The organism is Yersinia antarctica (assembly GCF_056636475.1).
Genome location: NZ_JBSJQF010000001.1, coordinates 2,150,809 through 2,177,312, shown reverse-complemented (window position 1 = coordinate 2,177,312; position 26,504 = coordinate 2,150,809). Strand labels below are relative to the sequence as shown.

Genomic DNA, 26,504 nt, shown 5'->3' with positions numbered 1-26,504 from the left:
ATAAAAAAAGCCCCGAGAAATATCGGGGCTTTGGTTAGATTATTTATTTAATCTATAATTATATTTGGATTGATTGACTCAGGATGTTCTGCGGGCAAAATCCCGAATTTTAAATCCGAGTAATGCCAGCGCGGCAAAATAGGCAATCACCCCTGCGGCAACGACAGCAGACAACCGTAACAAGCGATAGGCCATCCCCCCCACATCCCACGCAGGCATCACCCAGAGCAGCCCCAGTAACACGGCCGACATCACCACAACACCGATAACCAGCTTGGTTAGAAATACGGCCCAACCCGGTTGTGGCTGGAATATTTTCTGTTTACGCAGTTGCCAATATAGCAAGCTGGCATTAAGGCAGGCCCCCAACCCAATAGAGAGTGATAACCCAGCATGCTTGAGCGGCCCGATGAATATCAGGTTCATTACTTGGGTCAATATCAGTGTGATAATGGCAATTTTCACCGGCGTTTTAATATTCTGACGCGAGTAAAAACCGGGTGCCAACACTTTCACTACAATCAGCCCCATTAAACCAATGGAATAGGCCACTAACGCCCGTTGCGTCATTGCCGCATCAAAAGCACTGAATTTACCGTATTGGAATAATGACACCACCAACGGTTTAGCTAAAATCCCTAATGCAACAGCACTTGGCAACGCCAATAGGAAACATAACCTTAGTCCCCAATCCATTAGTCGGGAATATTCATCATGATTGCCACTGGAGAAACTTTTTGCCAGTGAGGGCAATAAAATCGTGCCAAGCGCCACACCCAGCACCCCCGACGGAAACTCCATCAAACGGTCAGCGTAATACATCCAGGAAACGGAGCCTGACACTAAAAATGAAGCAAAAATGGTATTAATAATCAAAGATATTTGGCTGACTGACACACCAAGGATCGCCGGCCCCATTTGGCGCATAACCCGCCAGACCCCAGCATCACGCAGTGATAACCGTGGCAGCACCAACATGCCAATCTTCTTCAGATGAGGGAGCTGATAGCCTAATTGCAGTACCCCGCCAACCACCACCGCCCAGGCCAGCGCCATGACTGGTGGATTGAAATAGGGTGCGGCAAACAGCGCAAAACCTATCATGCTGATATTAAGGAAAGTGGGCGCAAAAGCAGGAATAGAAAAACGATTCCAGGTATTAAGGATCGCCCCCACTAAGGAGGCCAGCGAAATTAGCAGAATATAAGGGAAAGTCACTCGCAGCAGCGCGGAGGTTAACGCAAACTTATCAGGTGTATCAGTAAAGCCGGGAGCCGTAATAAAAATCACCCAAGGCGCGGCCAACATCCCCAAAACGGTCACTACTGCCAGTATCAGGGTTAACAGACCAGAGACGTAAGCAATGAAAGTGCGGGTTGCCTCCTCGCCCTGTTGACTTTTATATTCGGCCAGTATGGGGACAAAAGCCTGTGAGAATGCCCCTTCCGCGAATATTCGCCGCAATAGATTAGGCAATTTAAATGCCACAAAGAAGGCATCCGTTGCCATCCCGGCACCAAAAACCCGCGCCACTATCGCATCACGGGCAAAGCCTAATACGCGGGAAAACATGGTCATGGAACTGACGGCTGCCAGTGATTTCAGTAGATTCATAGGTTGTCTGATATGGGGTTCTGATCTGTTTTCCGATCTGTTTTTAATTCGCCGTAAATATCAACGCCTGCAATTAGCAGGCGTCGCTTCTACCCAATTGTTGAGGTACCGAAATTAAGGTGCCCCTGAAACGGTGTGAACACAGCCGCCAGTCTACGTATCCGGCGATGAATATCCATCGTAAGGTGTAACAAATTACTGACTTAGCCCGCTTTTTGCGCCATTTTGCTTTGCATTATCGACTTATTGAACAGTATCCTGCTGTAAAATTTGCTCTATCATTCGCTGCGCATAAATAGCTTCATCACCCGAAACTTGTGGTGCCGTTTGGTTGCTTACTGCATCAATAAAATGATGCACTGCACCGGTAAAGCCTCGCAGGTCTAAGGTGGTTTGCCAACTGGCTACTGGCAAACTTATCACCTGCCCATCCGACTCCTGCTGCCAGTGGCTCATATTACTAACCTGATAACAGGCAGCCGTACTGACGGCTTGCACGCTTTCCCGCTGGGTCCCTGCGTGGCGGTGCATACTGGTAGTTATCAGACCATTGCCCGCTTGAAAATGGTGTTCTGCATACAGCATCTGTCCCAACGCATTTGTCTGAAGCGTTCCACTCAGCAGCTTTGCCGCTTCGCCACCAAGCCACAGAGCGGTATCCACCACATGCAGATAATCATCAAGCAAGGTAAAGCGCAGATCATTCGGCCCCACACTGTTCTGGCGATGTTTCTCCATCCGCAGCGATGCCGGGTGAATGACTTGTTGTTTCAGTTGTTGGTATAGCGGAGCAAAACGTCGGTTAAACCCGACCATCAGTGCCAAGTGCCGTTTCGCGGCCAGTGCTATCAATTGTTCGGATTGCTCCAGTGTTTCGGCCAGCGGCTTATCGACATAAACATGAATCCCTGCCTGCAACAGTTCACTGACCACCTTAAAATGGCTGGCAGTACTGCTGTGAACAAAAATAGCATCGCATTCAGCAGCTAACGTATCTAATCGAGAAAAATAGCGCATCCGATAGCTGTCACACACAGGTTGTGCTTTGATTTGATTGGGGGAGAACGCACCAACCAGTTGCCAGTCCCGTGCTTGAGTCAAAATAGGTAAATAGGCCTTTTGTGCAATACCGCCCAAACCGACAATACCAATACGTAGCTTTTTCATAGGATCCTTATTAATCATCCAACTGAATCAATACTTCATCCAACCGACGTGTCAGTGCGACCACTTGCCGTTCAAGTTGGGCAACTCTCTCCTCAAGGGCGCTGCTTTCTCCTTCAGCACTCTCTGCTATTGCCAAGGCCGGGGCCACCTCACCACTAAAAAGATGCATAAAGCGGCTTTCACGTTTACCCGGTTCACGGGCTAAACGCACCACAAATGGCCCATCTTCGCGGATTGCCAGTTGGTTCAATACCTCTTCTGTTTCAGTAACATCGGCAAACTCATACATCCGGTTAGTGCGAGTACGCAGCTCTCCTGGTGTTTGTGCACCACGCAATAATAGCGTGGTAATCACCGCCAACTCAGCAGGTGAGAACTTTAGGTTGCCAAATTCCGAGTTGCAAAAACGGTGCTCGTACTTCATTACTCGGTTACCGCTCTGGGTGCGAATAAGGTGTTTTTTCAGCAAGAAATCCAGTGTCTGCTGGACTTCCGAATCGGATAACTCCATCACCGGTTCACGGTTGGTTTTCTGGTTACAGGCGACGGTCACGCCATTGAGCGACATCGGATATTGCTCCGGTGTTGTCACTTGTTTTTCTAGCAAACAGCCAATAACTCTGGCTTCCTGTGCATTTAAACTGTGTTTCATCCTGACCTCAGCGAGTTGGCGTCCATTCTTTATTAGTCAAAGCAGTCAGCACATGGTCGCGCCACTGACCATCAATCAGTAAATAATCCTTGGCGTAACCTTCACGCTCAAATCCAAGGCGTGCCAGTAAGTTGCCACTGCGATGATTGTGCGGCATATAATTAGCCATGATACGGTGCATCCGTTCCTGCCGCTGCATATAGCGAATCAGCGGCTGCAACGCTTCAAACATTAAACCCTGACCCTGCCAGCGCTCACCTAATGAATAACCCAGAAAACAGGCATGGAACGAACCTCGCAGTACATTGCTAAAGTTAGCCACTCCGCGCACTTCTTTCTCTTCGGGGTCCAGCAGAATAAAGTAGTAGGCGCTCCCCTGCTTTTGTAGCTCCATGATCATACCCAGCCGCGCCTGCCAACCGGAAGGCATGCAATGACTTTGATCGCGCACGGGTTCCCATGGTTTGAGAAATACCTGATTTTCAGCATAATACTCAGCCATGCGGTAGGCATCACGTTCATGAACCAACCGCAATGACATGCGGTCCGTCGTCAGGCGTATTTTAGGTGTTGCTGAATGATAGCCGAACATCTGCTCCCCTTGGGCTGCACTCTGTACTTAATTTAGCGACAATCTTTTACTTCAATATACCTGTTGCCCATACCCTGCGTAAAACCGCCCTTGCAAACTTTGCACACGAGGACACAATGAAATCACGTAGTTAAAGCGGTGAATAAGCATTTTATTATGAATAATCGATGAGGTAACGTATTGACGATAAAAAAATATTATCAATCTACCCTCTATCGTTTCTAGCAATTTGGGTACAAACTATAAGCGTGTTTTTTATTCCCTCCTTATTTAATTTCTGACGGTGAAGCATGGCCTTGGTATCGCAAGCTCGGAGCTTGGGTAAGTATTTTTTATTGCTTGATAACTTATTAGTTGTGTTGGGTTTTTTCGTTGTCTTCCCACTCATCTCTATCCGATTTGTCGATCAACTGGGTTGGGCTGCGGTGCTCGTTGGCCTGGCCTTGGGGCTAAGGCAACTTGTCCAACAAGGGTTAGGCATCTTTGGTGGTGCCATTGCCGACCGTTTTGGTGCCAAGCCAATGATTGTTACCGGCATGCTAATGCGGGCTGCTGGCTTTGCATTTATGGCAATGGCCGATGAACCTTGGATACTCCTGCTGGCTTGTGCGCTATCTGGCTTAGGTGGCACCCTATTTGATCCGCCGCGTACCGCTTTGGTTATCAAATTAACCCGCCCCCATGAACGTGGCCGTTTTTACTCCCTGCTGATGATGCAAGACAGTGCAGGTGCGGTGATCGGCGCATTAATCGGCAGTTGGTTACTGCAATACGACTTCCATTTTGTCTGTTGGACTGGCGCGGTAATCTTCATTTTGGCGGCAGGCTGGAACCTTTGGTTACTGCCCGCGTATCGCATTTCCACCGTGCGTGCGCCAATGAAAGAAGGTTTAATGCGGGTGCTACGTGATCGCCGCTTTGTGACTTATGTCCTGACGCTAACAGGCTATTACATGCTGTCGGTACAGGTGATGCTCATGCTGCCGATCGTGGTAAATGAGATTGCGGGGTCTCCTGCTGCCGTTAAATGGATGTACGCCATTGAGGCCGCGCTTTCTTTGACATTGCTTTACCCACTTGCTCGCTGGAGCGAGAAACATTTTCGCCTCGAACAGCGCCTCATGTTTGGGCTATTAATCATGACATTAAGCCTGTTTCCGATCGGCTTGATTTCCCACCTGCAAACACTGTTTATGTTCATTTGCTTCTTCTATACAGGTTCAATTATCGCTGAACCCGCACGTGAAACCCTGGGGGCTTCGCTGGCCGACTCGCGCGCACGTGGCAGCTATATGGGCTTTAGCCGTCTGGGGCTGGCGTTGGGAGGAGCATTAGGCTATACCGGTGGCGGCTGGATGTACGATACTGGCCGAACGCTGGAAATGCCGGAGTTACCCTGGTTCCTGCTGGGCGTTATTGGGGTAATTACGCTGGCCGGGCTTTACTGGCAGTTTAATCAGCGCCGTATCGAGTCTGCCATGCTAAGCGGCAGTTAGCACTATTCTGTCGTTAGCACTAGCGCCAGAGTCGCCAAGCCTCTCTGGCATCTTTTTATTCTCTTTTCAAACCAACGTTGATTCGGGGTTATCCGATTGGCAGATGCCCCCCACCGCCGCATTATTGTCCGCAATACTGAACCTTGGTTGAACAAATATGGTTAATAATACAAAACAGTGGATTAACCGGTTACTATTGGCCTGTTTGTCTGGTTTGATGTGATGCGCCATCTTGTTTGTTTAGTAAATATTGCTATGAGGTTTTGATGAAGACATTAATGTGGGGCGCTGCTGCGCTGATTGTGACCACGACACTGGTCGGCTGTAACCAATTAACTCAATACACATTGAGCGAACAGGAAATCAATGAATATCTGCAAAAACACAATAACTATGAAAAGCAGATTGGCATACCCGGTCTGGTTGACGCCCACATTATCTTGACGCAATTGCAGAGCCAGATTGGCCGTACTGAGCCTGGTAAAGTGACCTTAACCGGTAATGCCAAAGTAGACATTACCTCGATCCTTGGCCCACAAAGTGCGGATATGACGCTGACACTAAAAGCGCAACCGACATTCGATCGTGAGAAAGGCGCTATCTTCCTAAAAGATATGGAATTGACTGATTATACCGTTAAGCCAGAAAAAATGGATTCAGTGATGAAAGCACTGACCCCTTATCTGAATCAGTCGTTGAAATCCTACTTTAATCAGCAACCGGTCTATGTGTTGGACAGTGAAAAGAGTAAAGCTGAAGGGATGGCGAAAAAGCTGGCAAAAGGTTTAGAAGTGAAACCAGGCCAGTTAGTCATCCCACTGACTGACTGACTAGCTGCACTGCGAGGTTTACAGGCTATCGTTTGCTGCATCGTCACTGATACCAAATGTCATTGCCGTTGCAGTAAACGAATGACAAATCGGTCGGGAACCGGTTTGAACCGTATTTATGCTGGCTCGCAGGGTGAGCCTCAAAGAATGAGGCTCATTAATCCAAAGAGGGTTACTTAATTCGGCAAAGTATCTTCAGACAACTCATCCCACATCGCCTGTAACGCTTCGCGGCTCAACTGAGCCAACGTCCGATAAAAGCCGGTGTTAGCGTGGGCCTCTACTTTGCCGAGAAAGCGACCACACCAGGGCAGTAAATAGTCGTTAAACAGTGCGGTTTGAGCCGCAATCTCATCCTCTGCGGCTTGGTCTTCCAACCAAGAGGCTGCCAATAATAACCCACCAAAATGATCAGTTGGGCCATCGCCCAGCGGCATCCCTCGTTGTTGCAAAAACGCTCTGACCTCAGCTTCTGGGCAAGCATCCTCATAATCGCTGCCATAAGGTGACACGCTACGATCATCGCCGACGAACAACGCGTTATAATCAGCGACCACCGCCGGTGGCTGATACTCTTGTTGCAAACGCGCCAGCAGCTCACCTTGTTCCAGTGGCCAGTGCTGCTCTAATTTGCCCTGACTTATCAGCGCAAAAAGGGGGGCCAGTAGCGGATCTTGTGGTTGGCGATAAAATAGTGACCCAAGAACCCGGCACACCAGAGAGAAATCATTCATTTACATCTTCCTGTTTCTTATGAATATTTAAACCACAAGTGACAATGTCACATACTTTATATTATAAATCAGCCAACTCAGGGATTACCGGGCGGCCACGCTGCTCAAGGTAATTCAGTAACCGGCGCGGGCTAACATTCAAAATACGGTCTGGCGGGAAATTCACCTCAGCAATAATCCGCTCACAATGTTCGAAAATCCCCAATGAATAGGCAATATGGGAGTCAGAACCTAATGCCAACCAGCCACCGGCATCACGGACCGCTTCAGCAATCGCCCGGCAGTTCGCTTCGCTGCCCTTGCGTGAATGCGTAAAGGACGAGTTATTCAACTCCAACGCCACATTGTATTTTGCCGCTGCCTCAGCAATAGCTGGAATATCAACAGGATATTTAGGATTACCGGGATGACTGATGATGTGCACATTCCCCTGCGCCATGGCCGCAATCATTGCCTGAGTATTGGCAGCTTTGTCTTGAGGCGGGAATACAGGCTCATGGAAGCCGGCAATTAGCAGGTCGATGGCATCAAGCATCGGGCCGGTACAATCGATATCACCGTCCAAATTCTTAATATTGGCCTCAATACCGCGCAAAATACCCACACCATCTACCAACCGTGGCCAGACACGCATGTTCATAAAGTGCCAGTAATGCGGGGCATCAGCCATATCCGGGCCATGGTCAGTAATGGCAAACAGCTTAATATTTTTTAACTTAGCTTCGGCAATGTAATCGTGCAGGGTGCTGTAAGCATGGGTGCTGGCGATGGTATGCATATGTAAATCAACAGGATACATGACTACTCCACAAAGTCTTTTAAGGCAGGATGGCTTTTTTGCAGGTAAAGCATAGACTGCTAATGATAGCAGGAATTCTTCTCATCAACAGCGCTAAAAGCCCTTACTTGCAGGGCTATCGCTATATCTCATCGAACCGAGTCAGTATGTAAATCAGTAACCTCGTACCACATCGACCAGGCCCGCTGGCACTCTCCCCGCTTCGATGGCTTGAATATTGGCAACTACCTGATCCATCGCTATCTCCGGCAGGGTTATCGCTGCAATATGCGGTGTAATAGTGATGCGTGGGTGACTCCAGAAAGGATGCATTGACGGTAAGGGTTCCTCAGCAAATACATCCAATGTCGCCGCTGCAACGCTCCCAACATTCATTGCAGTTAATAGATCACGCTCCAATAAATGTGCACCACGCGCAATATTGATCACATAAGCGTTAGCATTCAATTGTGAAAACAGCGATTGGTTCAAGATACCGACAGTTTCGGGCGTATTGGGCAGCAAATTAATTAATAATTGTGTCCCTTGCAGGAAAATCGATAGTTTCTCTTTGCCGGCAAAACTGGTTATACCCTCAATCTGTTTTGGTGTACGGCTCCAACAACGCACGGTAAAACCAAACTCAGCCAATTTGTGGGCCACGCTTTTACCTAATACCCCCGCCCCGAGAATACCTATGGTAAATTTATCATGCTGATGCGGCTCCAGCGGTTGCCACACTTTCTGCTGTTGTTGCAGTTGATACTCATCCATTCGGCGGAAATATCGCAATACACCGGCTACCACATACTCCTGCATTTGCAATGACATACCAGAGTCTTCTAATCGTACCAGCGGCACTCCGGTTGGCAATGTGCCCGGAGAGCGGCGCTCTTGATCCAAAATAGCATCGACCCCCGCCCCTAAAGCAAAAATGCCTTTCAGTTCAACACGTCTGGCGAGCATTTCCTGTGGTGGCTGCCAGACGAGAGCATAATCCGCTGGTTGTGTATCACCACGTCGCCACTGCCTGATTTTCGCCGTGGGCAAGCGAGATTGTATGCCTGACAACCACTGTTTTGCTTCAAAAAACGGGTGATAAAAAATAATATTCATTATTTGCCAACTCCTTGCGAAAGTACCTGATAGATTTCCGCGATTAACGGTCAGATGCAAGTGTTACCCGCAAGAAATGACGATGAAATCAGCAAACTGCTGTAACTTTAGCTAAACAGTAACAAAGCCAATATAAGAGGGTTGACGCTGGGCACACTTTTGCCTACATTACGCCGGTCGACAGCGTTTAGCGTAGTTGATAGCTGTAACACGGTGAGGTGTCTGAGTGGCTGAAGGAGCACGCCTGGAAAGTGTGTATACGTGTAAGCGTATCGAGGGTTCGAACCCCTCCCTCACCGCCATATTTAGTCTGTAGATGAACCTTGGTTTCTACGACAAACGAAGCGGCAATCGATAACATGTCTGGTTTCATACCTGAACCTGTTAACCCGATTGCCGTTTTTTTTCGCCTTTAGATAGTTTTATTTCCTGCCAAATATCGTTTCAGACATATATACCCAAAATAATTCGAGTTGCAGGAAGACGGCAAACGAAATACAAATCGGTCGGAAACCGATTTGAACAGTATTTATGCTAGCCCGTAGGGTGAGCCTCAAGGATGAGGCTCACCCTACGGGCTTACATTTGTAAGTGATTCAGATTATTGAGCGTAGCCAACGCACATGCAGCTTGAAGTATGACGGGTATAAACATAATCACTTTATTAAATGCCTCTATTACTAATTGGTTTATTTCCAGTTCAATATTACATGTTACAAGATAAGGAATATTATAAATCCGAAATAACCCATATCGAGGTATCAAATGAAAAATAAGCGATTTTATTTTATTTCTTTATTATTCACCCTGTGTGTTAACCCCCTATCAGCCTCGCCGTTAATCGTTGCTCATCGTGCAGGAACAGCCGATTTCCCAGAGAACACTCGACATGCCATCAGTAAAGCGTTATCAAATAATGCTGATATTATTTGGGTCTCGGTTCAACTTAGTAAAGATGGTGTTTTAGTACTATATCGGCCCAAAGATTTGAGCGAATTGACTAACGGCAGCGGCCTGGTCTCTGACCACTCTTGGCAAGAATTACAGTTATTAGATGCGGCCTATCACTTTAAAAGTGACGATCAGTATACATTCCGCGGATGGGGGGTAAAGATCCCCTCATTACATCATATTTTATTATCGTTCCCAAAAGCAAGATTCACTATAGATATTAAGTCTCCTGATGTAGATCCAAAAATAATAGCGAATGCCATAATAGAAATGAGAGAAAGCATTCTCTCACCTGACCGCATTGTTTTCTATTCTACTGAGAAAAAATATCTTGATGCGCTACCTGATTATATAAGTAAATTCGAGACACGTAATAAAACCCGTAAAATTTTAGCTACTGCGGTGATGGCAGATGAATGTATAATAGCCAAAAACAAGGGTAATTCATTCATTAGCAACCAGAATAGACATTATGCCTTTGAATTAAGACGCGAGGTAAAGGTCGTCGAGAAATTCACCCTGGGTAAAGGAACAACCCGGACCCAATTGGTTTGGAATCAACAGGCAATGGACTGTTTCAAGCAGAGCGAAGATGCAAAAATTTTGCTGATTGGCATAAACTCTGCAAAAGATTATCAGCTAGCTAAAGATCTCGGTGCCGATTATGTGATGGTTGATTCACCACTGCAGGCGAAAAATTGGCGTTGATTGCTTATAATTTGCCGGTGATTTACGCTATATGCATGCAGAATAACCAGATGAATGGCAACGGGTAAATACTGCTTGACCATCTGCCTGCTGGTCCCTATAGTACCGCCCCGTTGCCGTGCTTAGCGCGGTAACAAACGGTGAGGTGTCTGAGTGGCTGAAGGAGCACGCCTGGAAAGTGTGTATACGCGTAAGTGTATCGAGGGTTCGAACCCCTCTCTCACCGCCATATTCGAGCAAAAGGCTCTGACGAAAGTCAGAGCCTTTTTCGTGATTCCCGCCAAGGTGTTTCTACAACTTACGGCGGCGCCCCTCTTTATCTATGCGGTCTCCCAATGGGGAAAATGGCATTAATCGGCTGTAAACCACTTGATTGCGCCCTTGTTTCTTCGCCTGATAAAGTGCTTCATCCGTCATTTTTAATGCTTTTAGCATCGACATTCCAGGCAAATAAAGAGACGCACCAATCGAGATGGTGGCCTTTATTTTACGTCCGTCAGGTAAAACCACCGCGAGATTCTCAACTTGTTGGAGAATTCGCTCGGCAACCGCTTTAATCGTTTGTGGTTCGTGGCGGCGGGTTATAACAATAAACTCTTCACCGCCATAACGGCCAACAAAATCCTCATCGCGAATGATTGACGTCAGCAGCTTCCCCACTTCTGTTAGAAGTAAATCACCACCGTCATGACCATAGCTGTCATTTACCGACTTAAAATGGTCCAGATCCAGAATCATTAAACCACACGCCTGACGGCTGTTGTGAATTGCCGTTAATCGATAATCAATACTTGCCCGGTTATTTAGCTGGGTTAATTTGTCAATATTCGCCCGGTTTTTCATCGAAAAATAGGCGGAGATATGACGCTCTTTAAAATTCAGTGCATGGTAGCAAATAGCCAAACAGAGCGCGGAAATCAGTTGATATACTATCACCTGGGCCCAGGTCAAAATATGCGGGGCAACTAATACAGCAACGACCATACGATAAATCGCAATAGCGAGGATTGCGGTATAAAAAATACGATTGTTTTTTCGCTCCCAGACTCGTGACAGTATGAGCGGAATAAATATTATTGTTATAAGAATATTGTCGAGGGTAAACCAGCCTGTGAAAGCAAAATTAATCAGCAATGCCGTCAAGCTACTTAACCAACCACCATAGAAAGTGACCAAAATAATCGGAATCAACTCGAAACTATAGAAAAACGCACCTGAAATCACCCACTGGTCCTGATTCAGATAAAGTGAAACCAGTCCCGATGCGACACCAAATAGAATACGTTTCCAGACGTCCCCATTGTAAGAAAAAGCACTGTTCTTACTTAAGGCAAAATAACTGATTGAGAGCGTCGCATAGGTGACACAAGCATCTCGGTATAGTGTCGATAGAGATTCTAATTCGCTCATGGCGTAGCATTAATCCTTTGAATTCTCAGCGAGGATTTTGGCTGACATTGGTTTGTCTTATTGCCAACTAACATTAAGTAACGTTTTACGTCGAATATATTCATTGGAAATCCTAAACATTAAGCATGGTTAATAGCCATAGTTTCTAACTCAAATCTTAGCTGTGAGACAGGTTTTATTCCTGAATAATTTCACTATGGGACCAATCCCTCAATTCATGTAACAAGATGTCGCCTAATCACCCCCCTTTCGATTTCGCACACAGGATGCAGCCCTAGTTTGGATGCTTATTTTTCAATTTCCGATACTTGGGTCTAAAAGAAGGCGCTAGTGGGGATAATAACCACTTTTCATTTATTCAGGGGAGGAATGCACTGGTCCACCATGAATCCGTTCATTTAACCCTCTTTATAAAACCGACAGTTATCTAATTTTCCGACTGAGATTGATATACATCTAGATCTTAGTCACCTAATTGGCGTATCGTTGTGTTCTGCTACTCGAGACGGACCCTTACTGGCCCGCCATTTATTTTGTCTTTTCTTTATTTGGTTTGCACCTTAGATGAAAACGCACGGAATTAACGGCATTAGGCCGTTCAGCGCGCTTATTGACGCTTGCTGGCGAGAAACCTATACACTTCAAAGACTTCTCAAAGATATAATTGCCGGTGTCACTGTCGGTATCATTGCTATCCCACTGGCGATGGCACTGGCTATTGCCAGTGGTGTCCCACCACAATACGGCTTATATACCTCCGCTATTGCCGGTATTGTTATTGCGGTCACCGGCGGCTCCCGCTATAGCGTATCCGGCCCCACTGCCGCTTTTGTGGTTATTCTCTATCCGGTATCACAGCAGTTTGGTTTAGCGGGTTTGCTGCTGGCTACACTGATCTCCGGTATATTTTTATTATTTATGGGCCTAGGGCGACTTGGCCGATTGATTGAATATATCCCGCTGTCCGTCACCCTCGGTTTTACCTCAGGTATTGGTATCACCATTGCCACCATGCAGGTGAAAGATTTCTTTGGCCTGCACCTGACAGAAGTGCCGGAAAATTATGCTGGTAAAGTTGCCGCGTTGGCTCAAGCAATGCCAACCATCAACCTCAGTGATACGCTAATTGCAACCGTCACTCTGCTGGTATTAATACTCTGGCCACGGTTAAAATTAAAGTTACCGGGTCACTTACCGGCATTGGTTGCGGGTACTGCCGTCATGGCGGTGTTATCGCTATTTGATCATCAAGTGGCGACTATCGGCTCGCGCTTTGGCTATTTACTGGCCGATGGCACCCAAGGCCACGGTATTCCCCCCATCCTGCCGCAATTTGTCTTGCCGTGGAATTTACCTGCCGCCAATAGTCAGCCATTTGTATTGAACTGGGCAACCTTCTCTGCATTACTGCCCGCAGCCTTTTCTATGGCAATGCTGGGCGCAATTGAGTCATTGCTCTGCGCCGTCGTACTTGATGGTATGACAGGACAAAAGCATCACTCCAACAGTGAGTTAGTCGGTCAGGGACTGGGGAATATCATTGCGCCATTCTTTGGCGGGATCACTGCGACTGCCGCCATTGCTCGTTCTGCGGCTAATGTTCGCGCAGGTGCAACCTCACCAGTGTCAGCCATCATCCACGCACTGTTGGTCTTACTGGCGTTACTGGTACTGGCACCGATGTTGTCTTATCTGCCTTTAGCTGCGATGGCGTCTCTGCTACTGATTGTGGCCTGGAACATGAGTGAGGCACATAAAGTCGTTGACCTCCTGCGCCGAGCGCCTAAAGATGACATTATTGTGATGTTGTTGTGCATGAGCCTGACGGTATTATTTGACATGGTGATTGCAATCACAGTGGGTATTGTGTTGGCCTCACTGCTATTTATGCGGCGTATTGCGCGCATGACGCGCCTGAGTGAGATACCCGCGGCTGTTGATGAGCATACGCTGGTATTGCGAGTGAACGGGCCACTGTTTTTCGCTGCCGCAGAGCGGATATTTAATGAGTTACTCAGCCGTTGTGAGAATTATCAAACCATTATTTTGCAGTGGGATGCAGTACCGGTTCTGGATGCCGGTGGCCTAAATGCGTTCCTACGCTTCACAGAGGCGCTGGGCGAGCAACAACAGCTCGTTATCACGGATATTCCTTTCCAGCCGCTGAAGACGCTGGCAAGAGCCAGAGTGCAGCCCATTGAAGGCAAGTTGAGTTTTTATGGGTCACTGCCAGAAGCGCTGGAGGCTTTACGCGTAAGAGGTTAGTCCCTTTGAATGAGTATTACGGTTTTCAAAAAAGGCAGTGTAGTTACCTACACTGCCTTTTCTTTATTCAAATATTACCGGCGAACACTTTTTACTTGCTGGTATCCAGCACCGGGAAACTCTTCACTAAATCATCGATAGCTTTCATCTGCACCAGGAACGGTTCTAGTTTGTCTAATGGCAAAGCTGACGGACCATCACACTTGGCGCTGTTCGGCTCTGGGTGCGCTTCGATAAACAACCCTGCCAAACCAACGGCCATGCCAGCACGCGCCAGTTCAGCTACTTGAGCACGACGGCCACCGGAGGCTGCGCCAAACGGGTCACGGCATTGTAATGCGTGAGTCACATCGAAAATAACTGGATGACCGCCAGTCGCCTGGACCATAACGTTGATACCTAACATATCAACCACCAGATTGTCATAACCGAAGTTACTGCCGCGATCACACAAGATCACTTGATCATTACCGGCTTCTTTAAATTTATCGACAATATTGCCCATCTGCCCAGGACTGACAAACTGCGGTTTTTTCACGTTGATAACCGCGCCAGTGCGGGCCATAGCTTCAACCAAATCAGTTTGACGCGCCAAAAATGCCGGTAATTGAATAACATCAACCACTTCGGACACCGGTTTTGCCTGGCTGGCTTCATGCACATCGGTGATGATTTTGACACCAAACTGCTGTTTCAGCTCTTGGAAGATTTTCATCCCCTCTTCCAAACCGGGACCACGGTAAGAATGAATTGAAGAACGGTTGGCTTTGTCGAACGAGGCTTTAAACACATAAGGAATGCCCAACTTTTGGGTCACCGTGACATAATGTTCACAAATGCGCATTGCCAGGTCGCGCGACTCAAGCACATTCATGCCGCCGAACAGCACGAAAGGTAGGTCGTTCGCTACGTTGATATCGCCAATGCTAACCACTTTCTGTTTCATACTAATACCTTTATAAAGGGTAAATCGAGATTAATTACCACGGTTATGCCGCAAGACATGGCTACCATACAACCGCGGTATAAAAGAGATCAGTGCAATGTCACCCGCTGTTGCTCAATGGAGTGGATCTGCATTTTTATCATTTCAGCAATCGGGTCTTCCGGGCACTGTTCAACAAAATAGCTTAAATCAGAGATAGCAATATGGTTGCAATCCAGTTGGGCATAAATCAAGCCACGGTCGCGGATTTCATAGGGGTCATCGGGGTCAAAAGCCAATACCGCTTCACTGGCGCGCAATGCCAACTCCATCTGCTTCTCTTCCATTAATGCCGCTTTCAATGTATCAAGCATTTTACGAACAATCAGGGTGTTTTCCGCTTCTTCCAGATCTTCATCTTCCAGTTCGGCGCTCAAACCCAGGTTGCCCTTAATCCACACTTCTAGCATATGTTCATTAAGCGTTTCACCGTTTAACGGATTAATCAGCCACATTTCTTCATCTAACCAATCAGCCCGAAGAATTAATTGAGTTGGAAAGATAACTGGCATCAAAGGTAGATCCAGTTGATGGGCGATGTGCAGGAAAATGACGCCCAGCGATACTGGCGTCCCTTGACGTTTATCCAACACTTTATCAAGCCAGATAGCGTCTGACAGGCGATAAACGCCACCAGCACCGCCAAATTTCCATTTACGGTAAAACAGATCAATAAGCACTTCTAATTGCTGATCCTGATTGAGATTGGCGGGCATCGCAGCCCGGGCATCATCAACGAGCTGTTGTAATTGGTTGCGTACATCAACCAGTGGAAAATTCTGTCGAATCTCCTGGGTAACCAATAACACCCCATCACACAGGGACGCGTTGTTAAATTCGAAATCAGCAATGCTACTCATAGATATCCCATCAGCAGTGGTAATTTAGTTGTTGCCAGTTTGACAATCAAATACAGGCAACCCAATGCGAGTATGAAAGCAAGCCAGCGACGATTCTGGCTGCGGGTTCGCTTACCTAATGCGACATAGCCAAGCAGGATATAGATAATAACGCCAAACAGCTTTTCAGTCAGCCATGTTCCTTGCGGACTGAAAGGGTAAAATCCGGTGATAAAAATCAGTACAATACCGCTGACAAATAGCAACGTATCATTGATATGTGGCGTTATTTTTACCCAGCGCTTATCCATCATAGCCGAACCGCGACATTTCCAAAAGAAACGTAATACAAACAGCGTAATACTGATAACTACTGTGAGTAAATGTAAATACTTCATGGCGATATAATCAACCCACATGACTCTCGCTTCCTTATCTATGTTAAATATTTATCGTTTTTTTTATTTGTTGCCGAATAAATGCCGCACAAAATCAGATTTTTCTTGATTAGCCGATCCATTGCCCCAAAGTAACACGATCATTATTACCATAATCTTTATACGTCATTACAGCACTAAATCCGGCGTTTTTAAGTAATTTCTGTACTGCATCGGCTTGCTGCCAGCCATGCTCCAACATTAACCAGCCTCCCGCCTCTAAATAAGCCGGCGCACGACGGATAATCTCGTCCAGTGAAGCCATCCCTTCGGCAGGTGCGACAAGCGCACTGTGAGGCTCAAAGCGGACATCACCTTCGTTCAGATGCGGGTCATCGGCATCAATATAAGGAGGATTGCTAACAATCAGCGTAAATTGTCCGTCGACCGCGTCAAACCAGCTACTTTGCAGGAAATGTACATTATCTATGGCCAGCTTTTCTGCATTATGGCGAGCCAGTGCAACAGCGTCGGCTTGGATGTCCACACCCACCACAGCACAATCTGGCCGCTCACTGGCTAACGCCAAAGCAATAGCACCGGTACCGGTACCCAAATCCAAAATATGGCAAGGAGTGGCTGGCAGATGTGCCAACGCCTGTTCAACCAAACATTCGGTGTCAGGGCGTGGAATAAGAGTGGCGGAGGAAACACTGAGCGGCAATGACCAGAATTCGCGCTCCCCAACCAGATAAGCAATAGGTTCCCCCTGCTCACGCCGGGTTGCCAGTTGTTCCAATCGCTGTAACTGATCGGCTGTCAGCTTAGTTTCACCGAAAGCCAACACATAGGTACGCGCCTTTGCAGTGACAAAACTCAATAGAATCTCGGCATCGCGCTTTGGACTGTCACTCTGACTGAAACGGGCTGCCGTTAACGACAGCCACTGCTGATAGTCCATTAATCTTGCTCTGACAACGCAGAGAGCTGGTCGGCTTGATATTCCTGCACAATCGGCTGAATCAGCATATCCAGTTTGCCTTCCATCACTTCATCTAGGCGATAGAGGGTCAGGTTAATGCGATGATCGGTCACTCGGCCCTGTGGGAAGTTATAGGTACGATTACGATCAGAGCGATCACCTGAACCAAGCAGATTACGGCGCTCGGAAGCTTCTGCCAATTGGCGCTTTTGCATTTCTGCGGCACGGATACGTGCACCCAACACCGACATCGCCTTGGCTTTGTTCTTATGTTGTGAGCGCTCATCCTGACACTCCACCACCAAGCCCGTTGGAATATGGGTGATACGGATTGCCGAATCGGTGGTGTTAACGTGCTGACCACCGGCACCAGACGAGCGGAAAGTATCAATACGCAAATCACCGGCATTGATTTCCGGCATCTCAGCTTCAGGAATGGCAGGCATTACCGCGACGGTACAGGCAGAGGTATGAATACGGCCTTGTGATTCGGTTTCGGGTACACGTTGCACACGGTGACCACCTGACTCGAATTTTAACTGACCAAACACCCCATCACCAGAGACCTTGGCAATCACTTCTTTATAGCCACCATGCTCGCCCTCACTGGCGCTCATGATTTCAACTTTCCAGCGGCGTGCTTCGGCATAACGGCTGTACATACGGAACATGTCACCAGCAAAAATAGCCGCTTCATCACCACCGGTCCCGGCACGAATCTCGAGAAAACAATCACGCTCATCATCAGGGTCTTTAGGGAGCAACAACACTTGCAACTGCTGTTCCAGCTCTTCACTGCGCGCTTTTGCTTCTTTCAGTTCTTCCTGAGCCATTTCGCGCATTTCAAGATCTTCCAGCATCATTTCTGCGGCTTCGAGATCATCTTGCACGCTGCGCCATTCTTTAAAACAGCGGGTGACATCCGTTAATTGCGCATATTCACGTGACAACGCGCGGAAACGGTCTTGATCGGCAATAACGCTGGCATCGCCAAGATACGCCAGCACTTCTTCGTGACGCTCTTGTAACGCTTCCAGTTTGGCAACAATAGAAGACTTCATCCGTGGTTTTAAACCCTGTAATTAGAGGAAACTAATGCTGATCCAGCCCAAGGCTGTCGCGTAATAATTGCAACCGCTCCATATCGCCATCGCTGGCGGCTTGCTGGAGGGATTTGGTAGGAGCATGAATCAGGCGGTTAGTGAGCTTATGGGCCAACTCATTCAACACTTGTTCTACATTGGCACCCTGCTCAATGGCGGCCAATGCTTTAGCGGTCATCTCACTACGAACCTGTTCGGCCTGAGAACGATAATCACGAATGGTTTCAACCGCCCCCTGCGCACGTAGCCAGGCCATAAAATTCATGCTTTCCTGCTGTACTATTGATTCGGCCTGCACCGCAGCGGCCTGACGCTGTGCCATATTGTGCTGAATAATCGCGTGCAGATCATCAACACTGTATAAATAGGCATTAGACAGTTTACCCACTTCTGGCTCAATATCCCGTGGTACGGCGATATCGACAAACAGCATTGGCTGATTGCGGCGGCTTTTCAGAGCACGTTCGACCATTCCCTTACCAATAATAGGCAATGGGCTGGCCGTTGAACTGATAATAATATCGGCATCGGCCAATCGAGCATCAATTTCCGGCAAAGTAATCACTTCGGCCCCCACTTCTGTCGCCAGCACTTGAGCTCGCTCACGGGTACGGTTAGCGATAATCATATGCTTGACTTGATGCTCACGCAGATGACGAGCCACCAGCTCAATGGTTTCCCCAGCCCCCACCAACAGCACATTCAGTTCAGAAAGCGACTCAAATATCTGACGTGCCAGAGTACAGGCAGCAAAAGCAACCGAAACGGCACTGGCTCCAATATCTGTTTCTGTCCGAACCCGTTTGGCAACCGAGAAAGATTTCTGGAACAACCGCTCCAACTCGCCAGACAGCGATTGACCACGCTGAGATTCAGCAAAGGCCTTTTTCACCTGCCCCAAAATTTGGGGTTCGCCTAATACCAGTGAGTCTAACCCGCTGGCAACACGCATCAAATGACTGACGGCATCATTACCATGATGCCAATACAGGCTTTTTTTCACTTCGTCCGGGCTGAGTTTGTGATAGGTACAAAGCCAGGCAATAAGTTGTTCATGCAGATTATCTTGCTGCTCTACGCTGAGATACAACTCAGTTCGGTTACACGTAGACAATACGACACCGCCCTGCACCAACGGCTGTTGGAGCAAGCTGACAAGCGCCTGGTCGATAGATTCCGGTGAAAAGTTCACTCGTTCACGTAAAGATACAGGCGCAGTTTTGTGATTAATGCCTAATGCAAGCAGAGTCATGAGAACGGCTTCGAGTAATACTGATGTTAGTATGGATTCTCGTCTGAACCGCATTCTACTTGATGCGCGGGTTCAATAAAAGTCACAGTGCAATATCCTAAGTATTATCATAAATTATGATCAGAAATTGGTTATCTGCTGTACAACAATATTGCGTAAACCCTGTACAAAATAGAACAAGATATTGACGCTCAGCCTTCAGCCCGTTAGCGTGAGCACCTCAGATACCAATTAGCTAGGTATCAAATAATTTGTTTTATCAAAAATTATTATTTATCGGTAACATGACCTCATCAAAGACGCGTCGCCAATGATATCCGTGCGACCGATAGGATTTATAGCCATATGTCGATGTATAAAATCAGTTTTTATCGCCTGCTCCCTTTAGCAACGCTGTTGCTATCAGCCTGTAGCACCACGCCACCGACCGGTCCGGCGACCAGTCCGACATCGCCACAGTGGCGTCAACATGAGCAACAATTACAGCAATTGAGCCAATTCCAGACCCGGGGTGCCTTTGCGTATATTTCTGAAAAACAAAAAGTCTATGCGCGCTTTTTCTGGCAACAAACTACACCTGAGCGCTATCGCCTACTGCTGACCAACCCATTGGGCAGCACAGAACTGGAATTGGTGGTACAACCAGGCGTTACCCAGTTGACCGATAATCAAGGCAAACGCTATGTCAGTGATGACCCACAGGAAATGATTCAAAAGTTGACGGGGATGTCCATTCCATTGGAAAGCTTACGTCAGTGGATTTTAGGGTTACCCGGTGATACCACTGATTTCATCCTTGATGATAAGTACCGTTTGAAGCAAGTGACTTATAAACAAAATGGTATGACGTGGGTGGTTGATTATCAGGAATACAACACTCAAGTGACGCCAGCATTGCCGAGCCGCATGGAACTGAGCCAGGGCGGGCAGCGAATTAAGCTAAAAATGGATAATTGGACTGTCAAATAACATGGTTAGCACGCAGCAACATGTCTGGCCCTCACCGGCCAAATTAAACCTGTTTCTTTATATCACCGGGCAACGGGCCGATGGTTATCATGACTTACAAACCCTGTTTCAGTTTCTCGATTATGGCGACCAGCTAACTATTGTGCCGCGAGATGACAATCAGATTCGCTTATTAACGCCAGTTGCAGGCGTAGAAAACGAACAGAACTTGATAATTCGCGCGGCGCGATTGCTACAACAACAATTTCTACAACAACAATTGCCACAACAACAGCCCGGCACGGTAAAAGTACCTCGTGGGGCAGATATCAGTATTGATAAACGCCTACCAATGGGGGGAGGACTGGGTGGTGGTTCATCTAATGCCGCCACGGTACTGGTTGCACTCAATTTACTGTGGCAATGTGGTTTCTCTGATGAGAAATTGGCCACTCTTGGCCTAACATTAGGTGCCGATGTGCCGGTGTTCGTTCGTGGACATGCTGCCTTTGCTGAGGGAATTGGCGAAAAATTGCAACCTGCGGAGCCTTCAGAGAAGTGGTATTTGGTGGTACACCCCGGTGTAAGCATCCCAACACCAATTATTTTTTCTGATCCTGAATTAAAAAGAAATACGCCAGTTCGCCCACTGGCGGCGCTTTTAAGCACTCCGTACGCAAATGATTGCGAACCGATCGCAAGAAAACGTTTTCGCGAGGTTGAACAGGCTCTTTCATGGCTGTTAGAATACGCTCCGTCACGCCTTACCGGAACCGGTGCTTGTGTGTTTGCAGAATTCGACACTGAGGCATCGGCCCGACAGGTGTTAAGTATTGCCCCGGAGTGGTTGCATGGTTTTGTTGCTCGTGGTGTAAATGTTTCGCCACTGCATCGTGCGCGCTCTGGGAAAATTGAAAGTTGTGAGTGCAGATAACGATTTACAGCGTTATGTAAGGTCGATGTAATGGCTCTACTAACCTTGGGTTCTGAAAATACCTGTCTCATTTGATTGAAAGCCGGTTCATAATGCTGTTTTGTACCCAATAGATTTCAAGATGCAGGAAAGCGGCAAACGAGCGAATCCCGATAACCTTACATGAGTAAGTGATGCGGGTGAACGAGAACAGTCGACACACCTGTAATTTGAATGATGACGGTTATTCACCGTGTTTTGGCTTTAAATACCCGTATGTATATTGCAATCAGTATGAATAATCGCCCCTGATTACTGATATGACAATATCTTCTCTGGACGCATGCCTGAGGTTCTTCTCGTGCCTGATATGAAGCTTTTTGCTGGTAACGCCACCCCGGAACTAGCACAACGTATTGCCAACCGTTTGTACACCAGTCTTGGTGACGCCGCTGTAGGTCGTTTTAGCGACGGCGAAGTGAGCGTGCAAATCAACGAAAATGTACGCGGTGGTGATATTTTCATCATCCAGTCCACCTGCGCACCCACGAACGATAACCTGATGGAACTGGTTGTCATGGTTGATGCCCTGCGTCGCGCCTCCGCAGGACGTATTACTGCTGTTATTCCTTACTTCGGTTACGCTCGTCAGGATCGCCGTGTGCGTTCTGCCCGTGTACCGATCACTGCCAAAGTTGTTGCCGATTTTCTCTCAAGTGTTGGGGTTGACCGCGTATTGACAGTGGATCTACATGCTGAACAGATCCAAGGCTTTTTTGATGTTCCGGTTGATAACGTATTTGGTAGCCCAATCCTGCTGGAAGATATGTTGCAGCAGAATCTGGAAAACCCAATTGTTGTCTCTCCAGACATCGGCGGCGTTGTTCGCGCCAGAGCCATTGCAAAACTGCTGAACGATACTGATATGGCGATTATCGACAAACGCCGCCCACGTGCTAACGTTTCTCAGGTGATGCACATCATCGGTGACGTTGCTGGCCGTGACTGCGTGTTAGTTGACGATATGATCGATACCGGTGGCACATTGTGTAAAGCAGCGGAAGCCCTGAAAGAACGTGGTGCCAAGCGTGTATTTGCTTACGCGACTCATCCGATCTTCTCTGGTAATGCGGTTGAAAACATCAAACATTCTGTTATCGATGAAGTGATTGTTTGTGACACGATTCCGTTGTCAGCTGAAATCAAGGCATTAAAAAATGTGCGTACTCTGACCCTGTCAGGCATGTTGGCTGAAGCCATCCGCCGTATCAGCAATGAAGAGTCCATCTCTGCGATGTTTGAGCATTAATCAGTATTAGGTTGTGGATATCCCTGCGGTGCTATCTGGCCGCAGTTAGCCATTAAGCTATTTTCGCGATAGGTCACTTGGTGGGCATCACGAATGGGGTTCATAACGAATTGATACTATGCAATGCATAAATTGAAGCAGATAAAGAAAAACCCGTTGAAGCAGATGCGACAACGGGTTTTCTACTCTCGATCGCTGAGTTCTTGATCAATAGGTGTTTGTTTTATCGCTCGTTGAGCCGTCATTTACCCCTCCTGCACATCAGCTCAATTAAAAAGCCAAGAAAACAGGTCTATGTTTGCCGCTTCGCTGTAATTAGTCGCTAATGATGCCTTGCTCGCTAGGAGTGACGCTGGTTGCGATTACAACGCTTGTCAAAGTGCTTAATCCACCAATAACGATCCGCAACTTCCTCACGCCCACCAATACGCGCGCCAACTAACCACAACAGTGCGCCGACAAAAATACTCATCACGGCACCATGGGCAAAGAATTGCGGTAGACCCAGTTGGGATACCTCTGTCAGGATTGAGTAACCTACCCCTACGACCATGGTAACCAAACCTAATCCCATCAGCACATTACCGACCCTTGCTGCGCTTTTACGTTTCATATGCCACCTCCACCTAGGTTGCCAATAAATAACCACTGAGCCGAGCGCTAAAACTGCTTGCTTAATACGATTATTCATGTCCACTTAATAACTAAGTATAGTCAGGCTTGCGAGGAAGGTATTGCGCTTGTGATCACAACTGGCAAATATATTCCAACAAATCTTTACATAATCCAGACATTTGGCACTGAATTTGAATTATACATACAGGCAACTATTCACATCTTGAACTATTCACTCTAAATAAATTCATGCTAGCAGTTTTGTTATTATGCGCTATGACAGGTAAACTATGGCACTTTAATTCCTTTAGTTATAGCGAATGGCGACGTGAGCAGTATTAAATTAATCGTTGGGCTGGCAAATCCGGGCGCTGAATATGCCCAAACTCGCCACAATGCAGGTGCTTGGTATGTGGATTTATTGGCGCAGCGCCATAATCAACCACTGAAAGAAGAGGGTAAATTCTTCGGCTACACTGCAAGGCTAAATCTGGCAGGCCAAGACGTTCGCTTGTTGGTACCCTCTACCTTTATGAATCTCAGTGGCAAGGCCGTAGCCGCAATGGCTGGATTTTACCGTATTCTGCCGGAAGAGATTTTAGTCGCACACGATGAGTTGGATATCCCGCCGGGCGTGGCTAAATTAAAGCTAGGTGGCGGTAACGGTGGCCATAACGGCCTGAAAGATATTCAGAGCAGGTTGGGGAATAACCCTAACTTCTATCGTTTGCGCATCGGCATCGGCCATCCGGGTGATAAAAGTAAAGTCACCGGTTTTGTTTTGGGTAAGCCACCAATCAGTGAACAAACCTTAATTGACGAGGCCATTGATGAATCTATCCGCTGTACTGAAATACTGCTAAAAGAAGACATCACTAAGGCAATGAATCGCCTGCATTCCTTTAAGGCCGGCGTATAATACTGGCCCGGTTCCCCGGCTAACGAACATAAGCCGGGGTGCCTGTATTAGTTGTTATTCATTTTTGTTGCACAGCGCATTAATCCCCTGTTGTCCCTCACCGGTCAATACCACACCTGAAAATATCACCCTCACCCGCCCGAGAAAATTGTTGCTTTTACCATCATATTCGCCCGCAATATCACTCAATTTATCGCTACAAAAAAGCGAATCCCAATCTGATGCCTTTCCTTTGTTGCGCGATAAGTCGTGGCTGCGTTCAAACTTGTCGGTTACTGCGGTAAATTTCAACTGGATGCTGTCGAAATCTTCATAAAGGGTATTTTTTTTGTACCCCACATATCTAACGCTCTTGCCCGAGTGACTTTCAATTTCCACCCCATATTGATCAACCAACTCGGCAAAGGAGGGGGCGGCAGGCTCAACATCTGCGGTAAGAAAACGCATTCCCACAATACCCGCCATCCCCCCGAACAAGATGACGATCAGCCATTTATAGATACTCATTTCCATTGGAATTACCCAAATTCAGTATGCGGACTGTAATAACTAGTTATCGGACATTTATCAGGAAACTTAAGATGGTATAAGCGTGATCTCGGACACAGAGTTAGAAAAATCAATCACCTACTCGCTCTCACAGCATGTTCCATTGCGGCGACGAAACAGCATGATCGAGATAAATCGTCAGAATGTGTATAATGGCGACATAAATTTTGATTACATCAGCACGTTAACCCTAACGAGTTGATTTTTAAGTTATTTAAGGTGATATAAAACATGGGATTCAAATGCGGTATTGTGGGCCTGCCTAACGTTGGTAAATCCACCCTGTTCAACGCGTTGACACAAGCGGGTATCGAAGCAGCTAATTTCCCGTTCTGCACCATTGAACCCAACACGGGTGTGGTGCCAATGCCGGACCCGCGTCTGGACCAACTGGCCGAGATTGTTAAACCTCAGCGTATTTTGCCAACGACGATGGAATTCGTCGATATCGCGGGCCTGGTTAAGGGTGCATCCAAAGGCGAAGGCCTGGGTAACCAGTTCCTGACCAATATCCGTGAAACTGAAGCAATTGGTCATGTGGTACGTTGTTTTGAAAATGACAACATCATCCATGTTGCCGGTAAAGTTGATCCCGTTGATGACATTGATACCATCAACACTGAACTGGCACTTTCCGATCTGGAAACCTGTGAACGCGCAATGCATCGTGTTCAGAAGAAAGCTAAAGGCGGTGATAAAGACGCTAAAGCGGAACTGGAAGCGCTGGAAAAATGTCTGCCACATTTAGAAAATGCTGGCATGCTGCGTGCGTTGAACCTGAGTGCTGAAGATAAAGCCGCCATCCGTTATCTGAGCTTCCTCACCCTGAAGCCAACCATGTACATTGCTAACGTCAATGAAGATGGGTTTGAAAACAATCCATATTTGGATCAGGTGCGTGCCATCGCTGCGGCGGAAGGTTCTGTGGTAGTTGCCGTTTGTGCCGCAGTTGAGTCTGATATTGCTGAGTTGGAAGATGCAGACCGCGCTGAATTTATGGCTGAGTTAGGTATTGAAGAACCCGGTCTGAACCGTGTGATCCGTGCCGGTTATGAATTGCTGAACCTGCAAACCTATTTTACTGCCGGTGTAAAAGAAGTGCGTGCCTGGACCATCCCGATAGGTGCAACTGCACCACAAGCTGCCGGTAAAATTCACACCGACTTCGAGAAAGGCTTTATCCGCGCACAAACTATCGCTTTCGAGGACTTTATCACCTACAAGGGTGAGCAAGGCGCGAAAGAAGCCGGCAAAATGCGTTCAGAAGGTAAAGATTACATCGTAAAAGATGGCGACGTGATGAACTTCTTGTTCAACGTCTAAATCATTTTTGTTGTTTCATGAGGATTCACTGAGTCTCATGAAAAATAACAAATACCATTAAATCCACGCATTTGCGT

At 47.3% G+C, this 26,504-nt stretch carries 25 protein-coding genes and 2 tRNA genes; 11 read left to right on the top strand and 16 right to left on the bottom strand.

Annotation, left to right across the window (positions count from 1 at the left end):
* Positions 1–78 precede the first annotated feature (78 nt).
* The 4 genes from murJ to rimJ all read right to left on the bottom strand — a co-directional run bounded on the left by murJ (position 79) and on the right by rimJ (position 4,025).
* Positions 79–1,614: a murein biosynthesis integral membrane protein MurJ gene (gene murJ / locus ACWJJO_RS10060; protein ID WP_005185199.1), complete on the bottom strand. Its 1,536-nt coding sequence runs from the start codon at positions 1,612–1,614 to the stop codon at positions 79–81.
* A 243-nt stretch (positions 1,615–1,857) separates the two neighbouring features.
* On the bottom strand, positions 1,858–2,799 hold the full coding sequence (locus ACWJJO_RS10055; protein ID WP_372558911.1) for a Gfo/Idh/MocA family protein: 942 nt from the start codon (positions 2,797–2,799) through the stop codon (positions 1,858–1,860).
* On the bottom strand, positions 2,792–3,433 hold the full coding sequence (locus ACWJJO_RS10050) for a YceH family protein (protein WP_083159014.1): 642 nt from the start codon (positions 3,431–3,433) through the stop codon (positions 2,792–2,794). The genes ACWJJO_RS10055 and ACWJJO_RS10050 overlap by 8 nt, the downstream gene beginning before the upstream one ends.
* A 7-nt stretch (positions 3,434–3,440) precedes the next feature.
* A complete protein-coding gene (gene rimJ, locus ACWJJO_RS10045; protein WP_372569124.1) occupies positions 3,441–4,025 on the bottom strand; it encodes a ribosomal protein S5-alanine N-acetyltransferase in 585 nt (194 codons plus the stop codon).
* A 290-nt stretch (positions 4,026–4,315) separates the two neighbouring features.
* Between rimJ and mdtH the strand changes: the two genes are divergently transcribed.
* Entirely contained in the window at positions 4,316–5,521 is a 1,206-nt protein-coding gene (mdtH, locus tag ACWJJO_RS10040; protein WP_481090983.1) for a multidrug efflux MFS transporter MdtH, read from the top strand.
* A 266-nt stretch (positions 5,522–5,787) separates the two neighbouring features.
* Positions 5,788–6,351: a lipoprotein gene (locus ACWJJO_RS10035; protein WP_083159017.1), complete on the top strand. Its 564-nt coding sequence runs from the start codon at positions 5,788–5,790 to the stop codon at positions 6,349–6,351.
* A 176-nt stretch (positions 6,352–6,527) separates the two neighbouring features.
* On the opposite strand, the gene ACWJJO_RS10030 is transcribed toward ACWJJO_RS10035, so the two are convergent.
* From ACWJJO_RS10030 to ghrA, 3 genes are all read right to left on the bottom strand, one after another.
* Positions 6,528–7,085 (bottom strand): TorD/DmsD family molecular chaperone, encoded by a 558-nt coding sequence (locus ACWJJO_RS10030; RefSeq protein WP_083159018.1) that lies wholly within the window; start codon positions 7,083–7,085, stop codon positions 6,528–6,530.
* Positions 7,086–7,146: 61 nt separating this feature from the next.
* Positions 7,147–7,884, bottom strand: a complete 738-nt coding sequence (locus ACWJJO_RS10025; protein WP_372569123.1) for a phosphatase — start codon at positions 7,882–7,884, stop codon at positions 7,147–7,149.
* A gap of 153 nt (positions 7,885–8,037) precedes the next feature.
* Positions 8,038–8,979, bottom strand: a complete 942-nt coding sequence (gene ghrA / locus ACWJJO_RS10020) for a glyoxylate/hydroxypyruvate reductase GhrA (protein WP_481090982.1) — start codon at positions 8,977–8,979, stop codon at positions 8,038–8,040.
* Positions 8,980–9,191: 212 nt separating this feature from the next.
* Between ghrA and ACWJJO_RS10015 the strand changes: the two genes are divergently transcribed.
* The 3 genes from ACWJJO_RS10015 to ACWJJO_RS10005 all read left to right on the top strand — a co-directional run bounded on the left by ACWJJO_RS10015 (position 9,192) and on the right by ACWJJO_RS10005 (position 10,867).
* A tRNA-Ser gene (locus ACWJJO_RS10015) sits at positions 9,192–9,281 on the top strand.
* Positions 9,282–9,744: 463 nt separating this feature from the next.
* The gene (locus ACWJJO_RS10010; RefSeq protein WP_481090981.1) at positions 9,745–10,638 is read left to right on the top strand and encodes a glycerophosphodiester phosphodiesterase family protein; all 894 of its coding nucleotides are present in this window, start codon (positions 9,745–9,747) and stop codon (positions 10,636–10,638) included.
* Positions 10,639–10,777: 139 nt separating this feature from the next.
* Positions 10,778–10,867: transfer RNA gene (locus ACWJJO_RS10005), tRNA-Ser, on the top strand.
* A 62-nt stretch (positions 10,868–10,929) separates the two neighbouring features.
* On the opposite strand, the gene ACWJJO_RS10000 is transcribed toward ACWJJO_RS10005, so the two are convergent.
* A complete protein-coding gene (locus ACWJJO_RS10000) occupies positions 10,930–12,048 on the bottom strand; it encodes a GGDEF domain-containing protein (RefSeq protein WP_481090980.1) in 1,119 nt (372 codons plus the stop codon).
* Between the two features lie 564 nt (positions 12,049–12,612).
* Here ACWJJO_RS10000 and dauA point away from each other — a divergent pair.
* A complete protein-coding gene (gene dauA, locus ACWJJO_RS09995) occupies positions 12,613–14,313 on the top strand; it encodes a C4-dicarboxylic acid transporter DauA (protein ID WP_083159023.1) in 1,701 nt (566 codons plus the stop codon).
* Positions 14,314–14,404: 91 nt separating this feature from the next.
* On the opposite strand, the gene kdsA is transcribed toward dauA, so the two are convergent.
* From kdsA to hemA, 6 genes are all read right to left on the bottom strand, one after another.
* Complete coding sequence (kdsA, locus tag ACWJJO_RS09990) at positions 14,405–15,259, bottom strand: 3-deoxy-8-phosphooctulonate synthase (protein ID WP_005185168.1); 855 nt, start codon at positions 15,257–15,259, stop codon at positions 14,405–14,407.
* A gap of 89 nt (positions 15,260–15,348) precedes the next feature.
* Positions 15,349–16,158, bottom strand: a complete 810-nt coding sequence (gene sirB1, locus ACWJJO_RS09985) for an invasion regulator SirB1 (RefSeq protein ID WP_083159024.1) — start codon at positions 16,156–16,158, stop codon at positions 15,349–15,351.
* Entirely contained in the window at positions 16,155–16,556 is a 402-nt protein-coding gene (locus ACWJJO_RS09980) for a SirB2 family protein (protein ID WP_005185164.1), read from the bottom strand. Before ACWJJO_RS09980 ends, sirB1 begins: the two co-directional genes overlap by 4 nt.
* A gap of 88 nt (positions 16,557–16,644) precedes the next feature.
* Positions 16,645–17,475 (bottom strand): peptide chain release factor N(5)-glutamine methyltransferase, encoded by an 831-nt coding sequence (prmC, locus tag ACWJJO_RS09975; protein WP_083159025.1) that lies wholly within the window; start codon positions 17,473–17,475, stop codon positions 16,645–16,647.
* A complete protein-coding gene (gene prfA, locus ACWJJO_RS09970; protein WP_005185162.1) occupies positions 17,475–18,557 on the bottom strand; it encodes a peptide chain release factor 1 in 1,083 nt (360 codons plus the stop codon). The genes prmC and prfA overlap by 1 nt, the downstream gene beginning before the upstream one ends.
* A 31-nt stretch (positions 18,558–18,588) precedes the next feature.
* On the bottom strand, positions 18,589–19,851 hold the full coding sequence (hemA, locus tag ACWJJO_RS09965) for a glutamyl-tRNA reductase (protein WP_083159026.1): 1,263 nt from the start codon (positions 19,849–19,851) through the stop codon (positions 18,589–18,591).
* 345 nt (positions 19,852–20,196) lie between these two features.
* On the opposite strand from hemA, the gene lolB reads away from it, so the two are divergent.
* From lolB to prs, 3 genes are all read left to right on the top strand, one after another.
* On the top strand, positions 20,197–20,820 hold the full coding sequence (gene lolB, locus ACWJJO_RS09960; protein ID WP_481090979.1) for a lipoprotein insertase outer membrane protein LolB: 624 nt from the start codon (positions 20,197–20,199) through the stop codon (positions 20,818–20,820).
* Between the two features lies 1 nt (position 20,821).
* Positions 20,822–21,733: a 4-(cytidine 5'-diphospho)-2-C-methyl-D-erythritol kinase gene (gene ispE, locus ACWJJO_RS09955; protein WP_481090978.1), complete on the top strand. Its 912-nt coding sequence runs from the start codon at positions 20,822–20,824 to the stop codon at positions 21,731–21,733.
* 340 nt (positions 21,734–22,073) lie between these two features.
* A complete protein-coding gene (prs, locus tag ACWJJO_RS09950) occupies positions 22,074–23,021 on the top strand; it encodes a ribose-phosphate diphosphokinase (protein ID WP_004390739.1) in 948 nt (315 codons plus the stop codon).
* 340 nt (positions 23,022–23,361) lie between these two features.
* Here the strand turns inward: prs and ychH are convergent, their stop codons facing one another.
* Positions 23,362–23,634, bottom strand: a complete 273-nt coding sequence (ychH, locus tag ACWJJO_RS09945) for a stress-induced protein YchH (RefSeq protein WP_083159029.1) — start codon at positions 23,632–23,634, stop codon at positions 23,362–23,364.
* A gap of 330 nt (positions 23,635–23,964) precedes the next feature.
* Between ychH and pth the strand changes: the two genes are divergently transcribed.
* Complete coding sequence (gene pth, locus ACWJJO_RS09940) at positions 23,965–24,555, top strand: aminoacyl-tRNA hydrolase (protein WP_372569118.1); 591 nt, start codon at positions 23,965–23,967, stop codon at positions 24,553–24,555.
* 54 nt (positions 24,556–24,609) lie between these two features.
* On the opposite strand, the gene ACWJJO_RS09935 is transcribed toward pth, so the two are convergent.
* Positions 24,610–25,068 carry a hypothetical protein gene (locus tag ACWJJO_RS09935; RefSeq protein WP_102970422.1) on the bottom strand — a complete coding sequence of 153 codons (459 nt, stop codon included), beginning with the start codon at positions 25,066–25,068 and terminating at the stop codon, positions 24,610–24,612.
* Positions 25,069–25,335: 267 nt separating this feature from the next.
* On the opposite strand from ACWJJO_RS09935, the gene ychF reads away from it, so the two are divergent.
* Positions 25,336–26,427 carry a redox-regulated ATPase YchF gene (gene ychF, locus ACWJJO_RS09930; RefSeq protein WP_083159031.1) on the top strand — a complete coding sequence of 364 codons (1,092 nt, stop codon included), beginning with the start codon at positions 25,336–25,338 and terminating at the stop codon, positions 26,425–26,427.
* The last annotated feature ends 77 nt before the right edge of the window (positions 26,428–26,504 follow it).

What these genes read in the sequence shown, in the direction of transcription:
- murJ (WP_005185199.1), bottom strand. Translation starts at nt 1,614, where the DNA reads ATGAATCTACTGAAATCACTGGCAGCCGTCAGTTCCATGACCATGTTT.
- ACWJJO_RS10055 (WP_372558911.1), bottom strand. Translation starts at nt 2,799, where the DNA reads ATGATTAATAAGGATCCTATGAAAAAGCTACGTATTGGTATTGTCGGT.
- ACWJJO_RS10050 (WP_083159014.1), bottom strand. Translation starts at nt 3,433, where the DNA reads ATGAAACACAGTTTAAATGCACAGGAAGCCAGAGTTATTGGCTGTTTG.
- rimJ (WP_372569124.1), bottom strand. Translation starts at nt 4,025, where the DNA reads ATGTTCGGCTATCATTCAGCAACACCTAAAATACGCCTGACGACGGAC.
- mdtH (WP_481090983.1), top strand. Translation starts at nt 4,316, where the DNA reads ATGGCCTTGGTATCGCAAGCTCGGAGCTTGGGTAAGTATTTTTTATTG.
- ACWJJO_RS10035 (WP_083159017.1), top strand. Translation starts at nt 5,788, where the DNA reads ATGAAGACATTAATGTGGGGCGCTGCTGCGCTGATTGTGACCACGACA.
- ACWJJO_RS10030 (WP_083159018.1), bottom strand. Translation starts at nt 7,085, where the DNA reads ATGAATGATTTCTCTCTGGTGTGCCGGGTTCTTGGGTCACTATTTTAT.
- ACWJJO_RS10025 (WP_372569123.1), bottom strand. Translation starts at nt 7,884, where the DNA reads ATGTATCCTGTTGATTTACATATGCATACCATCGCCAGCACCCATGCT.
- ghrA (WP_481090982.1), bottom strand. Translation starts at nt 8,979, where the DNA reads ATGAATATTATTTTTTATCACCCGTTTTTTGAAGCAAAACAGTGGTTG.
- ACWJJO_RS10010 (WP_481090981.1), top strand. Translation starts at nt 9,745, where the DNA reads ATGAAAAATAAGCGATTTTATTTTATTTCTTTATTATTCACCCTGTGT.
- ACWJJO_RS10000 (WP_481090980.1), bottom strand. Translation starts at nt 12,048, where the DNA reads ATGAGCGAATTAGAATCTCTATCGACACTATACCGAGATGCTTGTGTC.
- dauA (WP_083159023.1), top strand. Translation starts at nt 12,613, where the DNA reads ATGAAAACGCACGGAATTAACGGCATTAGGCCGTTCAGCGCGCTTATT.
- kdsA (WP_005185168.1), bottom strand. Translation starts at nt 15,259, where the DNA reads ATGAAACAGAAAGTGGTTAGCATTGGCGATATCAACGTAGCGAACGAC.
- sirB1 (WP_083159024.1), bottom strand. Translation starts at nt 16,158, where the DNA reads ATGAGTAGCATTGCTGATTTCGAATTTAACAACGCGTCCCTGTGTGAT.
- ACWJJO_RS09980 (WP_005185164.1), bottom strand. Translation starts at nt 16,556, where the DNA reads ATGTGGGTTGATTATATCGCCATGAAGTATTTACATTTACTCACAGTA.
- prmC (WP_083159025.1), bottom strand. Translation starts at nt 17,475, where the DNA reads ATGGACTATCAGCAGTGGCTGTCGTTAACGGCAGCCCGTTTCAGTCAG.
- prfA (WP_005185162.1), bottom strand. Translation starts at nt 18,557, where the DNA reads ATGAAGTCTTCTATTGTTGCCAAACTGGAAGCGTTACAAGAGCGTCAC.
- hemA (WP_083159026.1), bottom strand. Translation starts at nt 19,851, where the DNA reads ATGACTCTGCTTGCATTAGGCATTAATCACAAAACTGCGCCTGTATCT.
- lolB (WP_481090979.1), top strand. Translation starts at nt 20,197, where the DNA reads ATGTCGATGTATAAAATCAGTTTTTATCGCCTGCTCCCTTTAGCAACG.
- ispE (WP_481090978.1), top strand. Translation starts at nt 20,822, where the DNA reads ATGGTTAGCACGCAGCAACATGTCTGGCCCTCACCGGCCAAATTAAAC.
- ychH (WP_083159029.1), bottom strand. Translation starts at nt 23,634, where the DNA reads ATGAAACGTAAAAGCGCAGCAAGGGTCGGTAATGTGCTGATGGGATTA.
- ACWJJO_RS09935 (WP_102970422.1), bottom strand. Translation starts at nt 25,068, where the DNA reads ATGGAAATGAGTATCTATAAATGGCTGATCGTCATCTTGTTCGGGGGG.
- ychF (WP_083159031.1), top strand. Translation starts at nt 25,336, where the DNA reads ATGGGATTCAAATGCGGTATTGTGGGCCTGCCTAACGTTGGTAAATCC.